Origin of the sequence: Deinococcus pimensis DSM 21231, from assembly GCF_000519345.1 — a bacterium.
In the GTDB taxonomy this organism is placed as follows: domain Bacteria; phylum Deinococcota; class Deinococci; order Deinococcales; family Deinococcaceae; genus Deinococcus_A; species Deinococcus_A pimensis.
The window spans coordinates 356,350-370,204 of record NZ_KI912671.1 but is presented as its reverse complement, the minus strand read 5'-3'; the positions used below and the strand labels follow the sequence as shown (position 1 = coordinate 370,204).

15 protein-coding genes are annotated in these 13,855 nt (G+C 69.3%); 10 read left to right on the top strand and 5 right to left on the bottom strand.

Annotated features, from left to right (window positions below):
- Positions 1 to 151 precede the first annotated feature (151 nt).
- Together DEIPI_RS35970 and DEIPI_RS35965 are read right to left on the bottom strand one after the other, a co-directional pair.
- A complete protein-coding gene (locus DEIPI_RS35970) occupies positions 152 to 1,090 on the bottom strand; it encodes an SOS response-associated peptidase (RefSeq protein ID WP_052351908.1) in 939 nt (312 codons plus the stop codon).
- A 591-nt stretch (positions 1,091 to 1,681) separates the two neighbouring features.
- Positions 1,682 to 1,918, bottom strand: coding sequence for a hypothetical protein (locus tag DEIPI_RS35965; protein WP_027483138.1), 237 nt, complete (start codon positions 1,916 to 1,918; stop codon positions 1,682 to 1,684).
- A gap of 140 nt (positions 1,919 to 2,058) precedes the next feature.
- Here DEIPI_RS35965 and DEIPI_RS0121535 point away from each other — a divergent pair, with 140 nt between their 5' ends.
- From DEIPI_RS0121535 to DEIPI_RS0121520, 4 genes are all read left to right on the top strand, one after another.
- A complete protein-coding gene (locus tag DEIPI_RS0121535) occupies positions 2,059 to 2,361 on the top strand; it encodes a hypothetical protein (RefSeq protein WP_027483137.1) in 303 nt (100 codons plus the stop codon).
- 51 nt (positions 2,362 to 2,412) lie between these two features.
- Positions 2,413 to 2,796, top strand: coding sequence for a DUF3846 domain-containing protein (locus tag DEIPI_RS0121530; protein ID WP_027483136.1), 384 nt, complete (start codon positions 2,413 to 2,415; stop codon positions 2,794 to 2,796).
- A 52-nt stretch (positions 2,797 to 2,848) separates the two neighbouring features.
- Complete coding sequence (locus tag DEIPI_RS0121525; protein ID WP_027483135.1) at positions 2,849 to 3,223, top strand: hypothetical protein; 375 nt, start codon at positions 2,849 to 2,851, stop codon at positions 3,221 to 3,223.
- A 492-nt stretch (positions 3,224 to 3,715) separates the two neighbouring features.
- Positions 3,716 to 5,086 (top strand): hypothetical protein, encoded by a 1,371-nt coding sequence (locus tag DEIPI_RS0121520; RefSeq protein ID WP_027483134.1) that lies wholly within the window; start codon positions 3,716 to 3,718, stop codon positions 5,084 to 5,086.
- Between the two features lie 73 nt (positions 5,087 to 5,159).
- Here the strand turns inward: DEIPI_RS0121520 and DEIPI_RS0121515 are convergent, their stop codons facing one another.
- Positions 5,160 to 7,682: an Ig-like domain-containing protein gene (locus tag DEIPI_RS0121515; protein ID WP_027483133.1), complete on the bottom strand. Its 2,523-nt coding sequence runs from the start codon at positions 7,680 to 7,682 to the stop codon at positions 5,160 to 5,162.
- 524 nt (positions 7,683 to 8,206) lie between these two features.
- Here DEIPI_RS0121515 and DEIPI_RS0121510 point away from each other — a divergent pair.
- The 6 genes from DEIPI_RS0121510 to DEIPI_RS35960 all read left to right on the top strand — a co-directional run bounded on the left by DEIPI_RS0121510 (position 8,207) and on the right by DEIPI_RS35960 (position 13,453).
- A complete protein-coding gene (locus DEIPI_RS0121510) occupies positions 8,207 to 8,686 on the top strand; it encodes a hypothetical protein (protein WP_027483132.1) in 480 nt (159 codons plus the stop codon).
- A gap of 205 nt (positions 8,687 to 8,891) precedes the next feature.
- Positions 8,892 to 9,344: a hypothetical protein gene (locus DEIPI_RS0121505; RefSeq protein ID WP_027483131.1), complete on the top strand. Its 453-nt coding sequence runs from the start codon at positions 8,892 to 8,894 to the stop codon at positions 9,342 to 9,344.
- Complete coding sequence (locus DEIPI_RS0121500; protein WP_027483130.1) at positions 9,341 to 10,015, top strand: hypothetical protein; 675 nt, start codon at positions 9,341 to 9,343, stop codon at positions 10,013 to 10,015. Before DEIPI_RS0121505 ends, DEIPI_RS0121500 begins: the two co-directional genes overlap by 4 nt.
- Before the next feature lie 12 nt (positions 10,016 to 10,027).
- Positions 10,028 to 10,447 carry a hypothetical protein gene (locus tag DEIPI_RS0121495; RefSeq protein ID WP_157463872.1) on the top strand — a complete coding sequence of 140 codons (420 nt, stop codon included), beginning with the start codon at positions 10,028 to 10,030 and terminating at the stop codon, positions 10,445 to 10,447.
- Positions 10,444 to 12,102 (top strand): type IV secretory system conjugative DNA transfer family protein, encoded by a 1,659-nt coding sequence (locus DEIPI_RS0121490; RefSeq protein ID WP_027483128.1) that lies wholly within the window; start codon positions 10,444 to 10,446, stop codon positions 12,100 to 12,102. The genes DEIPI_RS0121495 and DEIPI_RS0121490 overlap by 4 nt, the downstream gene beginning before the upstream one ends.
- 124 nt (positions 12,103 to 12,226) lie before the next feature.
- Positions 12,227 to 13,453: a DUF6624 domain-containing protein gene (locus DEIPI_RS35960; RefSeq protein WP_052351907.1), complete on the top strand. Its 1,227-nt coding sequence runs from the start codon at positions 12,227 to 12,229 to the stop codon at positions 13,451 to 13,453.
- Between the two features lie 22 nt (positions 13,454 to 13,475).
- Here the strand turns inward: DEIPI_RS35960 and DEIPI_RS41965 are convergent, their stop codons facing one another.
- Positions 13,476 to 13,601 (bottom strand): hypothetical protein, encoded by a 126-nt coding sequence (locus tag DEIPI_RS41965; protein WP_281173254.1) that lies wholly within the window; start codon positions 13,599 to 13,601, stop codon positions 13,476 to 13,478.
- A gap of 48 nt (positions 13,602 to 13,649) precedes the next feature.
- The gene (locus DEIPI_RS38250; protein WP_157463871.1) at positions 13,650 to 13,802 is read right to left on the bottom strand and encodes a hypothetical protein; all 153 of its coding nucleotides are present in this window, start codon (positions 13,800 to 13,802) and stop codon (positions 13,650 to 13,652) included.
- Positions 13,803 to 13,855: the final 53 nt, after the last annotated feature.

Sequence of the window (13,855 nt, the reverse complement as noted above, 5' to 3'; positions counted from 1 at the left end):
CACTTGGACGTCGAAGATGAGTGGGGAACCGGACGGGCGGAGGTCGCTTCAGCTGGAAGCCGTGTCCCGGCACGGTTATGCCGGGTCCTGGGCGAGCGGACGTGACGGAGGATTATCGTTAAACCATTGGTATCACCAGCGTCCGCGGCCGTCAAGTCAAACCAGGCCCCCGTCCACGCCTCCCCCGAACGGCACGGGCCCACCTCCGTGCCCGGCACGTGTCGTCCACGCCGTCCACGCCGACAAGACCCTCGCCTTCACCCACGCGGCGTGGCCTCGACTCGGCCTCGTCGACACGTACCCGCCCGAGGTGCGGGCCAAGCGGGCGCTGGCCATCCTCGTGCCCCTCTCCATCACAGGCTGCGTCGTCGGGCGTGGTGAGCAGCACGCCACCGAGCCTCGCGCCGGCGGACGTGCCGAACAGCACGATCCGCTCGGGTTCCGGTGACGTGCCGCGTCGCTTGTGACGAGGACGGGTCTCCACATCCGTCGCGAGGAGCATGGTCAGTCGCTCGACCCCGCCGGGCTGCACGAGCGCGCGGACGTGGCCTTCGCTCGTGCGGGGGTCCAGCCACGCTCGACACTGGTTCCGTTCGAGCACGACGGGCAGGCGGTCGTGCAGGGTCGCCAGGCTGCCTGTCGCCCCGCGGGTGAGCAGGGTGAAGGTCTCCATCGGGCCGAACTCGCCGGTCCATGTCTCCCACAAGCCATCCAACACGAGCGGGCGTCCGTCGGCGCGGGTGGCGCGGTGCGGGACGCCCTCGCCCTTCTCGTAGCTCCATTCGTAGAAGCCGTTGACGAGGACGAGGCAGCGCCGCGCTTCCCGGTACGCGAGGGCGAAGGTCGGGCGGTCACGGACGTCTTCGCTGCGGGCGTTGAAGGTGCTGGCCTTGAACTGACGCAGCAGGCCGCGGTGCAGGACGGGTACGAGGCCCCAACGGGCGAGGATGCTCGCCACGCGGCCGCCCCGGGGAAGGCGGACGATGGAGTAGGGCATGGGGGGCGCGACGGCGACGGCGCCGGGCCACGTGTCGGGGAGGGGCAGGCTGAAGGCCCGCTTGAAACGAGCGCGGTCGAAGTCGCCGTCCATCCTCCCTCACATGCCAGCTGACATCTCCTGCTGATCGTGCACGATCAGCAGGCGCCAGCACAAGGGCGCATGGAGGAAGTGGGCGTCCAGGACGAGGACGTCAGGCGAAGTGGGGCAAGTCTGCCCCTGCGGTCGGCGCGTGCGCCGACCTACCCCTGGGGGCGGGGCCCCGCCCCCACGTGAACGCCCGCGAGTGAAGGGTGGTGCCGGGCAGCACGAAGGGTGGGTGGTGGGCGTGGCGTGCGGTCGTTCACGGCCCCCACCCGCAGGGGGCGTGCACGCGGAAAGGCGGGTGGGGCAGGGAAGAGACGAAACGTGGCCGGCGGCAACGTGGGTCCGTGCTGCCGCTGGCGCGGCACACGCTCGCGCGCGGCGCTCGGTGTGGGAGAGCACGGCGGGGTCCGTCACGTGACAGGCCAGTGGGGCTGGCGAGTCGACTCCCGGACTCGTAGGTGCACCTGGCGCCGTCGGACCTCGCCCGGAAAGGGCGCCGGGCGAGTCCCTCCGCCGCCCTGAGAACTTGGCAGAGCAGCGTGTCAGGGTGGGGGTTGAGGACCGGAAATCGAACGACGCTGAACGGCCGGGGGGAGGTTACTTCTTCTTTCGGGTTTCCTGCTCCTGCAGGGCCGCTCGAGCCCTCTGGAGGAATTCGCCGCGTTCCTCGGAGTTGAACGTGCTGAACCAGTCGAGGAGGTCGTGGGGGCCGCGCACCCGGTAGACGCGGGTGTCCTCGCCTTCTTCGAGGAGGCGGACGCCGAGCTTGTGGGGATTGGGTCGGAGGCCGCGCTGCTGGGCAGGGCGTTCCTTGGTGGGTTTGTTCCTGGGCATGTCCGTAGTGTACTTCACGGCGGGTAACACACCGCATGCTCACCAAAACACCGTGCTGGACGCGTACAATAAAAACACCTCGGGAGCAGATCCTGGCAGATGGGCTCCCGAGGCAAATCCAACCCCAGTAGGAGAAGGACATGGACCAGCCTAGCACCAGCACCCCCAGCGGCAACCCCCGACCCGGCGTCATCTTCCACCACGGCCCCAAAGGCCAGACGGTCATCCTCAACCCCGACCTCACCATCACCACCGTCAAAGACGGCCAGTCCAACACGTACCGCCTCACGTACGACCAGTGGCGCGCGCTGATGATCGACTGCTACGACGCCCTCATCGGCTTCCTCCCCGACTGCACCCTCGGCGAGACCGGACGACGCATCGCCGAGAACTACGAAGCGCACGTCATCGCCAAGCCCCACCAGCGCTCCTGGTACGCCTGAGCAGACAGAAGAGGGGAGAGGCGAGCCTCGCCTCTCCCCGGGGAGGAACTCATGCGGTCCTTCGTGATCCTGCATCCTAACGGCAGCATCGAAAGCAAACAACTGCCCGTCGAGACGAACGCGCGCCTGCGCGCCCTGCAACTCGCCGTCGGCGGCCCCATCGAATACCTCAGCCCGGCCTTTCACAGGCTCGACCGGCACGACGTCGTCATAGGCGAGGACGGCCTGCACCGCCTCCCGGACAACGTCATCGGCAGCCGCATCATCGGTATGAACCTCACCCGCTACCGACCGCTCTGCGGCCCGATCGTCCTCGTCCCACGCAACGAAGCCGAGCACGGGCGCATTGAGGACGAACGCAAATGCGCCCTCGCGTTCCTCGAACGCCTCGAAACAAACCCCGACGAACTCCTGATCGTCGACTTCCGCGAGTAGCACGAAAAAAGGCGGCGGGAACTCACCCCCGCCGCCCCCCGAAAGGAAGATCATGGCGACCCTCACGCCCGTCCGTTTCCGGCACGCCGCCCAGGCCCTCACGACCGCCCTCACCGCCCTGTTTGAAGCCACCGAGGCCGAACTCGACGCCCGCGCGCGACTCGAACGAAAGGAAACCGAACTGCTCCTCTCCGGTCGCGTGGAAGGCACCAACGAGCGAGAGCGCCGCGCCTGGCTCAGACAGCACCTCACGCAGGAACACGAGTCGCTCGAAGCGGCCGCCCGCGTCACCCGCGCCGCTCGGTTGCAACTGGAGCACGCGCGCGTCAAATGGGACGCCCTGCGGTACGGCCTGCGCCTGCTGGAAGCGACCAGACACCAGCACGCCGACACACACGAGCACGAGCGCACACCCACGTACCCCTGACGTGAGGAGGGGCGGGCCGCCATCAGGCCGCCCGCCTCTCCTTGACGCCCGTCGCGCCCGCCGCCCACCTCGGCCCCCGGAACCAACACCGGGGACGTGGGTAGGGACCCCACGCGCGGAAGAGCGCCGCTCGCCCCGTCCCTCCACCCCAACCCTCCCCCGGGGGGAGCGGCGCTCGGAATCCGCTCGAGGCGGCTCCGCGCGGCCTCCTTCGCTCTGCCCCCGTCTTCCCCAAAGACCGACGTCTGATCTACCGGAAGAAGTGGCGGGAGACTATTCAGGAGCGGTCGAGCACAGTGCCAAACCCTTCTCTCGGTGATATAAGTATTCAGAAATCTCGCGTAATCGAGGAGGGCCGACCCAGAGCACACCACAACTCAACAACCGAAGAACTCCCGCTGGCCGGCGAGAGTTCCTGACTCGGTGGACTGAAACCGCACAAAAAGGTGCTCCCAGTCTACCGGGACGTCCTCCCCATCGCAAGAGGAACCCGTGATTCGAGAAACGCACATCACAGGCAGCGCGCCCCCACGCCCCTCCCACCCCTCACCCCGCGTCCAGCAGATCGCCGACACCCTCCGCGGCGGCGCCACCCCCACCTGCAGCCCCGAGGAACTCACCGCCGCGCTGCGCTACATCAACGACAAGGCCCGACACGACGCCCAACAGCGCGGCTCCATCACGAACCGACACGGCACGCGCCCACAAGCGACCACGACGCACGACCCGGACGTCGACCGCCCACTCTCCCGCGTGGACGCCCTCAGGACCCTCGGCCTGTACCGCCAGGGCGTCCGCGCGCAACCCGTGAGTCGCGGCTACACTCCCCCAAGACTCAGGGCACCCCACGTCTTCCGACACCACGAGGACCAGACCCTCACCCGCCTCAGCCGCAAGGTCAGCCGCGAATGGACCGGCCTCCTCACCGCCACCAGCAGCGCCAGCCTCAAGGGAGGCCGTCTCACGAGCGCCGAGGGCCGCAACTTCATCCGCATCGTCGAGGCGCTCCGGCAGCACTGCTACCTCCGCGTCGACCACCACGGACGTCCCATCGAGGCGCGCGAACAGGTCGTCCTCACCGTCGGCGGCGCCCGCCACTGCTTCGCCCGCGAGTGCGGCATGAGCGTCTCCACCTTCTACCGCGCCCTGCACCACCCGCTCGCGCACCTCTTCGTCCGCACCCAAAAGGTGCAGTACCAGGAACGCCACACCCTCGCCAGACGCAACGGCGCCACCCTCTTCACCGTCGCCCTCTACGAACCCGCCCTGCCCGTCCGGCTCGAGGACGAGTACTACCGCGAACCCATCGACACCGGAGGCGTCCTCGTCGTGCCGGACGACACCTCTCAGGATGAACGGACTGAACTAAGACCCTCAACTACCCGAGAACAACAGGAACAGGGCAGGAACTGTGGACAACTCACGGCGGCCATGCGGCACGCATGGGTCACGGACGGCACGGTGCGGACGTGGCTCGACAGCGCCGCGCTCGCCTCGAAACGCGAAGGTGGGCAGGTCAGGACGACGGACACGCTCCACGGATGCGTGGAGCGCCTCAGGACGCACGACCCCCACCTCTGGGAGCTCGCCACGCAGATCGCGGTGCATCACGACACCGAGCACCACGCCGTGGCCGCCGTGGGGTACTACAAGGCCCTCGTGCATCTCGGCGTGCCCGTCGTGCGGCAGTGCGTCCAGAAGATCCAACGCTGGCAGCACCAGGGACAGCAGATCCGCAGCCCCGGCGCGCTCCTCATGCACCACCTCAACCGCGCCGCCCGCGCACGGACCGGCTTCAACATCCGCGATCTCGGCGCCGCCTCTCACTCCCCCGTGAACGCCGCCCCGACCACCAAAGCTTGAACCAAACGAACACGGACGTCATCAAAGCGCGGGTGCCCGCGCGCCGCGAGCACCCACCGCCGGGATGACCTCGTCACTTCAAGGTGACGTTCACCTCGTACAACTGCGTCCAGCTCGGGTTCGGCTCGTGTGTGACGCGGTGGCCCTGCACCAGCGACGGGTCCGGATTCTCGTCATCCGCCGCCCACAGGGTACACGCCGACCCGGCATTCACCGGGTAGGTGTTGGTGCCGAGGCTGTACAGCACCCCGTTGGGACCGTAGACCTTGCGCACCTCCAGCACGTAGTCGTCAGGATTTCCATACGGGTCGGGCGGAAAGGCGCTCGTCCCCGCGAGGTTCGCGGTGCGCGTCACGATCGTACGGTAATCGTTCGTGTCGACCGACTCGACCCGCTCGTCCATCACGTACGTCCAGTTCGCGGTCTGCGCGCCGGCCGCGTCCACTTCCCCGAGCGTGCACGTCACGGCACCCTGAGACGTCGTCGTGGAACTCACGATGCCGTCGTACGGACCCCTGGACTCGTTCCCGGTCCATTCGTACCGCGTCGACCCCACCCACTGGCCCGAAGGTTCCACCGGCGGCTCGGGCTCCACGGGCGGCGGCGGAGGCGGCGTTTGATCGGTGGTGACGGCCACACCGTACTTCGCGTCGTCATCCAGTTCCAGCGCGAACGGCGTGGCGCGCGACACGACGAACGCGCGGAACACGACCGTCTGCCCGGCGTCCGCCGCCGCGGGCGTCCACGGGAAGTCGAAGCGCGTCTGCCCGTCGAGCGCCGTCTGCCGTCCCGCGAACTCCAGGAGGCCCTTCCGTTCACGGTACAGCTGCACCTCTGCCACGTTGTACACACCCGGCAGGAAATTCACGTTCTCCTGCGTGAGCTCCACGTGCACCGTGCCCTGCTGACCGACCTTCAGGGCGCTCTCGCCGCTCATGGCGCCATTGGGCGAACGGCTCAGGGTGTACTCCACCAGCGGCGCGAAGTTGAACAGCTTGATCTGATTGCGGGAGCTCAGCACCCCGAACAGCTCCTGCAGCGTCTCGCCCGGCCCGACCCCTCCGATCATCTTGAGGGCGTAGCTCGACGCGTAGTCGTTGGTCGTCGCCTGCGCGAAGATCGGCGCGAGATTCGACTCCAACTTCGGTCCGTACGTCACCTCCAGCGCCTTGAACGAAGGCGCCGTCGGACCAAGCCACGGAAACGCGGTAACGTCGAAACCCGACAGGACCTGCACCGCCAGTCCACTCTCCATCCGGAAATCCTCGGGTGTGGAAGGCAGTTTCAACTTGGGTGTCCAGCTGGTCGACGCGTTCACGTCACGCACGGACGTCACCTCGCCGGTCGCACGGTCGTACCCGAAGCCCGCATTCACCTTCCCGCTGACCTTGCCCTCCATCGCGAACTGCACCTTGCCGAGCTTGAGCTTCCCGTCCAGCACGAACCGCAGACCAATCGGCACGGTCGGCGCGACGAACGACGCGAGCGGTCCCGTCACGGGCACCGGCACCCGCGCGAACACCGCCGAGCACTTCAACTCGCCCTGCGCGCCCAGGTCGAGGTCGAGCCCACCGGTGACGGTACCGGAGACGTCACCGAGCGCCCGCATCGACAGCGACTGAAGCGAGGCGTTCTGGACGCTCGCCTGCACGTCCACATCGAGCTTCGACTCGATCTTGAGGCTGATCAGATCCCCGGAAAGCAGCACGTCCAACGTGGTCGAACAATCGAAGATCCCGACCTTGAACTTCTTCTCCACGAACGGACCCGGCAGGCCGTCCCCGTCGCTGAGGCTCCGCATCCCCGAACGCGTGGCGAGCACCTCCTCCTTGGGGAGTCGATAACTGACGGTCAGGCTGCCGTCCGCGTGACGTTCCACCCGCTCGGGGGCCTGCGCGCCCGTGAGCGGCACCACGTTCGCCGCGCTGAGCTGCACGCGCTGGGACACGCTCAGGTCCTGATACAGATCGGCGAGTTCGACCGTCTCGAGCGTCACGACCGTCTGCTTTCCGCTCGGCACGCTCGACAGCACACGACCGCTCACGGGGGAGACGCCGCTCGACAGCAGCACCTGCCCAGCCTTCGGCGTCACGCCGCTCAAGGTCACCGAGACCCGTGCGCCGAGCGGTGACCCGTTCGGTCCCGGCGTGAGCAGCGCGGCCTGCGAGACGATCTGCGCGTCCGTCACCACCACCGCGTTCGCATTGAGCTTCACCACGCTGACCAGCACCGGCCTGGACTTCACCCCGTTGACTTCCGCGGTGATCAAACTCGACCCCACCGCGACCCTGGCTTTCGCGACGCCCTTCGCGCTCACCTCCACCGCCGCGGGGTTCGACGAGACCCACTTGACCGTGCCGCTCACGGGGCGATTCTGCGCATCGTACAGCGTCGCCGTGAGCGGCGTCGTCTGCCCGGCCGCCGTGAGCATCGAGGCGCCGGGTGTGACGTCGATCCGCGTGACCACCGCTCGGGCGGACGGCTCGACCAGCGTGTCAGGTGTCGAGGCTGGAGGCGGGGTGAGCTGCGTCGCGCCACAACCGGCGAGGGCGAGCGAAAGCAGCGTGAGCATGGGGTACGCGCGGCGTGCGTTCATGAGGTCTCCTGTGAGGCGTCACGGGTACGTGGAACGTGCCGCCGTTGGGAGGACTGTACGGAGCGCCTCATGATGAACAGGTGACCGCGAGGCCGCACGACGAACCGCACCCCGAGCGTTGGGCGAGTGACGGCGCGTCACGTCCGAACGACGGGTGATTCGCCGATCTCGTCCGGCATGCGAGCGGCGCAATCGAGCACGCGACCTGCGAACCGCGCGAACGTGCCGCGCCGCACAAACGCCACCACCATGGCTGGTTGATGGCATCCGCCCGGACACCCTCCAAAAGCGACTTCGCTCGTGATGTTCCGGGGATGACCCGAGGAGCGTGACGCCCCGCTGGACCCAGACGACTGGAAATGCGGCACGCTCCCAACCCAAGCCCAGCCCGGACGACTCGTCGCGCGACCATGATCACGACCTGCTGCAAGAGGCACGGAACGCGTCGGCCACGGCAAACAACACGTGACCGCGAGGCGCACCAATACACAACTATGTCGAATAATTGTGTAGAAAGGGGAGGTATGGACGACCAAACGACACCCACACCCCCGCCCTACACCCGCCTCAGCGAACTCCTCACCAACCTCCCCACCGAACAACGCACCCGCTTCCTCACCCACTACCGACACGCCATCCACACCGGACGAATCAACGCCGTCATCCTCACCGAACGCTTCACCCTCCCCACCAGCAGCACCCGACACCCCACGCGCCACACCACCCGCCACGACGAAGCCATCCTCCTCACCCCCGACACCCACGACTGGCTCCACACCACCCGCACCCGCACCGAACAGGAAACCAGACGCGCCCGCTCCACCGGCGCCGGACGCATCGCCATCACCCTCGACGAACTCCACAGCGGACAACACGACCTCACCGCCCTCACCCAAGCCAACCGCCAACTCAAAACCCCCGAATCCAGCCCCCGCAAAAAACCCAAACGCAAACGCCAACCCACCCCCGGCGGACGCAAACCACGAGGCAACACCGAACCATGACCAACAAACACACCAAAAAGGGGAGGCAGGATAAGCGCCCGCGCGACGCGCGCTTCCCTCCCATGTGGGACGAGGCAACTCGCGCGCGGGTCGGTCAGTCGTGCCGCCGGGGCGCGCGGCATGCGGACGTTGGGTGGATTCCCGCCGTGCTGCTCGCGTTCCGGTGCGCGCACGTCCGTCGGCTCGTGCTCGTGGGGGGTGGGTCGTGCGGGTGAAGGTGACGGGGCACGTCACGCGTGACGTGTCGGACGTGATCGAACGGCTCGCGAGCTCGCGGGGCGTGTCGGTGTCGTCAGTCGTGTCGGAGCTGCTGGAACGCGCGGTCGTGGCGCGCTCGTCCGAGTGGGGTGAGTCGGTGGTGGTGCCCCTGCTGGAGGAGGTGATCCGGCGGGAGGTGAGCGTGGGCTTCAACCGGCTCGCGCGGCTCCTCGTGCGGGTGGGACTCGAGGCGGGCACGGCGCGTGGGCTCGCGGCGCACGTGCTGTCCACCGCGAGCGGCATGGACCGGGAGAAGGTACGTCGACTGTCCGACGGGTATTGGGCGGACGCGGTCCGGCGTTTGAAATCGCCGGTGGAGGACATGCCGGAGTTGCTGCGCGCCCTGCAGGACGCGGAGATGCGCGCGCGTGAACGCACCGACCAGGCGGAGGGAACATGAGCCGCGCCGAACATGAGGGCGCGCGCGGGCGGGTGCTGCAGCACGTGTCGCTCCGACTCGCGGGCGCGCGGCGAGCGGCGAGCGCGCGAGGGCACGGTCGCGCCCGCACGGGAAGTGGGACGCGGACGGTGATCAAGGCGCGCTTCACGCCGCTGCGCGGCCAGGGCGGTCGGGTGTCACCGGGCGCGGTGCGGAAGTTGCTGGACGCCGCGCGGTACTACGCGACCCGACCCGACGTGGACGGCGCGCGTTCGTACCGCGCGGGTTTCGACGCGACCAGCGACGAGCTCGGCAGGGAAGACGTGACGCGCTTCATCGAGGAGAACGCGCGGGACCCCGCGAGCAGGCTGGCGTACCGGGTGGTGATGTCCCCCGGTCATGACATGGACGAGCGGGAGGTGCGCGCGTGGACGCGCGGAGTGCTCGAACGGCACGGCGTGACGTCCTTCGTGGCGTTCGCGCACGCGGGCGAAGGCGCGCACACGCCCAACGCGCACGCGCACGTGCTGTTCTTCACCGAGGGGCGGCTGGAACGCGCGGACCTGCGCGCCCTGCGCGCGCTCGGGGATGACGAGGTGGACCGGCAGCGCGGCGTGACCCGGGAGTTGGACCGCGCGAGGGAGCGCGAAGAGGCCCGTCCCCGCGCGCCGCACGTGGAACTCGGCGGATAGGGGAGGGACAGCGTGACGACGAGAGTCAACATCGACCAGAGACCGAGAGTGACGCAGTTCGTCGGTGGGGCGCTGCTGATGGCGGCGCTGCTGCTGGGCGCGCAGTCCTTCACGAGAAGCGCCGTGACGCTGTACGAGCGCGCGCGCGTGCAGACTGAGCGGCAGGGCGGTCGCCTCGACGCGTTCACGTACGTCGCGCGGTGCGTGCGGTCCACAGCCTGCGTGCGCGCGTACGTCGTGACGTGGCGCTCGGACACGGGTGACGCGGTGACAGCGCTGTACGTGACCGGGGTGCTGTGGGGGGCGACGCTGCTGCTGGTGGGGTTGGCGTGGCGGCCGGAGACGGCGATGCTGCGCGCGACACGGATGCGGTCGTGGCGGCAGTTCCGGGTGCCCGAGCGGTCGGCGGCGCCGCCCGGGGGGAAGCGGTGATCGTCGACTACGCGGTGTTCTCGGTGCGGATGCTGGCGTCCACGCTGGCGGTGTACGTCGTGGTGTTCGTGCTGCTCTCAGGGTGGCCGTCGTGGCTGATGCTGTGGGCGGTGGTGCTCGCGGCACTCGGGCACGCGTTCGCCTTGCGTCGGGAGGTGCGGTTCCGGGCGCTGTACGAGGCGCACTGGGCGTCCGAGCGTGAAGTGAGCCCACTCAAGGTGTCCTTCCCACTTCATGACGGGGTGATGCTGGGCTTCGCGTACGGGAACGTGTTCGGCCTCCGCCCCGGCGCGTTCGGGCAACGCGAGCTCGGGCACGTGCTGGTGTGCGGACCCTCACGGTCCGGCAAGGGCCTGCACCTCACGAGCAACCTGCTGTCGTGGCGGCACAGCGCCGTCGTGGTGGACATCAAGGGGGAACTCTACCGCCTCACGGCGGGGCATCGGGTTGCGATGGGGCAGCGGGTGGTCGTCTTGAACCCCACCGGGGACGGGCACCGCTTCGATCCCTTCCGGGAACTCAGCACGGACGAGGCGATCCGCAGCGTCGTCACGATAATCCTCGACCCCGACGCGGACGGGAGCAACGCGGCGTTCGCGCGGCGCGCGACGTTCGCGCTGTTCGCGGCGGTCAAGGCGGCGCTGGTGCTGAGTCAGCCGGTGCTGCCGTTCGTGCGTCGCGTCACCGCACGTGGCCTGGAGGGCTTCTGCCGGGAGCTGTGGCATGTGGAGGACGCGTCGGTGCGGGAAGCGCTGGTGGACTTCCTGCGCGAGGACCCCACGCGGTTCGACTGGTCCTCGGTGGCGGGCAACAAGTACCTCGACAACACCTGGACGGGCATGCTGACGAAGCTGCAGCCGCTGTTTTCGGAGGGGATCCTGCGGATGACGAGCGCGAGTGATTTCCGCGCGGTGGACCTCGTGCGGGAGGGCGTGACGGTGTACCTGGTGTTCCAGGAGTCGGAACTGGAGTACACGGGCGTGGCGTTCCGGACGGTGCTGCTCGCGATGATCAACACCCTCATCCGGCACTACGACCTGCATCCGGACGAGGTCACGCTGCCCCTGCTGTTCGGGTTCGACGAAGCGGGCCGCCTCGCCATCCCGAAACTGCCGGACCTCGTGTCGACTGTGGCGGGACGTGGAATGACCGCGCTGATCTACGTGCAGTCGATTTCGCAGCTCGACGGCGCGTACGGAGAGGCGGGCCGGGCGACGATCCTGGACAACACGCACACGAAGGTCTTCTACCGCCCGAAGGATTCGGGCACGGCGGAGTACGTCGCCCAGAAGTGCGGGCAGCTCATGGCGGAGGACCTCCGCAACAGCGACGGGATGGAGGGGCGGGTGCAGCAGGCGGTGGGCGTGCGGCCTCGTGAGCTCGTCACGGCGGACGAGCTGCAGCTCTGGCCGGTGGAGCGGTGCGTGGTCTTGACGGAGCTGCCGCCCGTCGCGGCGCATCGGCTCGCGCCGTGGCTGCTGCCGGGCGGCAGGGAGGCGTTGGCGCTTCCGCCGCCCTGGCTGCCCCGGTTCGAGTTCGAGACCGCGGACGTGCACCTGCCGTCGGAGGTGCCGGGCGGGCCGAGCGGGGAGCGACCGGAAATTCCGGCAGCGCGGCAGGCGCCTCAGGACGACGGGCTGGTGGAACTGGAGTAGGGAGCCCGGGCGTCGTCGAGGTTCGCGGAGCGGCTCGGCGCGCAAGCTCGCGCCCGGGTCGGCCACCCGCCGGGTACGATGACCCCGCCCCACCCGACCCAAGTTCCCGTCACCCGGAGGTTTCGTGCGCCCGACCACCCTGCTCGCCCCGCTCGTCCTGCTCGCCGTCACCACTGCCCGCGCCCAGCAGCCGCCCAGCAAGCTCACCATGCCCGCGCCCGCCGCGTGCCGTGCACTTCTGCCCGGAGGCGTGCCCGCCGCGCCCCTCTCGGACGCGCAGCGCGTGACCCTCACGAGCACCCTCGCCGCGCTCCGCGCCCGCCGCGACGAGTTCTCCCGGGCCTTCGAGCGCGGCGACCTCACCGTCCGCGACCGCTACGAGCAGTACCAGGACGACGTCGCCAAAGCCCTGCGCGACCTCGTCCGCACCGTCGGCTGGCCCGACGAGAACCTCGCCGGACCGGAGCTCAACACACTCGCGTGGGACCTCGCGAACACCGCACGCGACCGCGACCTGCAGGACTGCGTCCTCGCCCTCGCCCGCCCCACCCTCAAGACGCCCGAGGACGCCCGCAGGTACGCGCTGCTCGCGGACTTCACCGCGTTCGGCCGTACCGGCGCGCAGGAATACGGCTCGATCTTCTCCACCTCCGGGCTGCGCCTGCGGCCCGCGCCACTGCGCGACCCGGAACACGTGGACGCGCGCCGCGCCACCCTCGGCCTCCCGCCGCTCGCGCAGTACCTCGCCCAGCACCAGGCGCAGCTGCCGCTCCCCGCGGGCCTCACGAGGACCGTCACGACGCCCGCCGCGTGCCGGGAGTTCACCAGCGACGCCGCGCTCAACGTCTGGCTGGACCGAGCCACCCTCGTCCGCATGGAGGACCACGTGGAGGCCCTCGTCCGGCAAGACCAGGCGTCCCGCAAGGGCGAGCTCGGCGCGAAGGACATCCTCGTCGTCGACACGGAGTCCACCGCGTACCTCAAGACGATCCTGCGCCTCTTCGGCTGGCCCAGCACCAACCGTGCGGGCGCGTACCTCGCGCAGAACGCCTGGCTGCTCGCCCAGCACGCCGACGCGACGCCCGCGCTGCAGCTCTGCGTCCTCAAGCTCATCGAGCGGCAGGCCAGCACGCCCGCCGAGCGGACGAACCTCGCGTACCTCACGGACCGCGTGCTGCTCGCGCGGGGTGAGCCGCAGGTGTACGGCACGCAGGTGACTGTGGACGACGTAGCGGGTAAGGCCACCCCCCGAATGCTCCGCGATCCCGCGAACGTGGACGCGCGACGCCGGGCGGTCGGCCTGGAGCCCCTCGCGGACTACCTCAGGCGCTTCGAGCCCGGGCAGCGGTGAGGGAGGCGGGCGGCTCCTCGGGTCACTTCACCAGCACCACCGTGACGGTCGCGTCGAGGCCCAGGAGCAGCTCCTCCACCACGTATGACCGGCCCTCGAAGCTCACGCCCGACACGCTCAGGGTCGTGTCGCGGAAGCCCCGCCACACCTCCCTCGCGCCCGCGAGCTTGAGGGTGGTGCGCCACGTGGCGAGGTCCTAGTTCATCCGCAGCAGCTCCCGTCGGTCCGGGGTGTCCGCGTTGTGCCAGGTCATGGTCACCCTGACGGCGCAGCGGCCAACGCCCGCGAGCGCGCGCTCCCGCGCCGTGAGCGTCACGCCCGGCGTGCGCGTCCGCAGGTACGTTGGCACGCCTTCGCTCCCGCGGGGCGCCGCGCACGACCTGGGCGGCGGGGACTCGACGG

What these genes read in the sequence shown, in the direction of transcription:
- DEIPI_RS35970 (WP_052351908.1), bottom strand. Translation starts at nt 1,090, where the DNA reads ATGGACGGCGACTTCGACCGCGCTCGTTTCAAGCGGGCCTTCAGCCTG.
- DEIPI_RS35965 (WP_027483138.1), bottom strand. Translation starts at nt 1,918, where the DNA reads ATGCCCAGGAACAAACCCACCAAGGAACGCCCTGCCCAGCAGCGCGGC.
- DEIPI_RS0121535 (WP_027483137.1), top strand. Translation starts at nt 2,059, where the DNA reads ATGGACCAGCCTAGCACCAGCACCCCCAGCGGCAACCCCCGACCCGGC.
- DEIPI_RS0121530 (WP_027483136.1), top strand. Translation starts at nt 2,413, where the DNA reads ATGCGGTCCTTCGTGATCCTGCATCCTAACGGCAGCATCGAAAGCAAA.
- DEIPI_RS0121525 (WP_027483135.1), top strand. Translation starts at nt 2,849, where the DNA reads ATGGCGACCCTCACGCCCGTCCGTTTCCGGCACGCCGCCCAGGCCCTC.
- DEIPI_RS0121515 (WP_027483133.1), bottom strand. Translation starts at nt 7,682, where the DNA reads ATGAACGCACGCCGCGCGTACCCCATGCTCACGCTGCTTTCGCTCGCC.
- DEIPI_RS0121510 (WP_027483132.1), top strand. Translation starts at nt 8,207, where the DNA reads ATGGACGACCAAACGACACCCACACCCCCGCCCTACACCCGCCTCAGC.
- DEIPI_RS0121500 (WP_027483130.1), top strand. Translation starts at nt 9,341, where the DNA reads ATGAGCCGCGCCGAACATGAGGGCGCGCGCGGGCGGGTGCTGCAGCAC.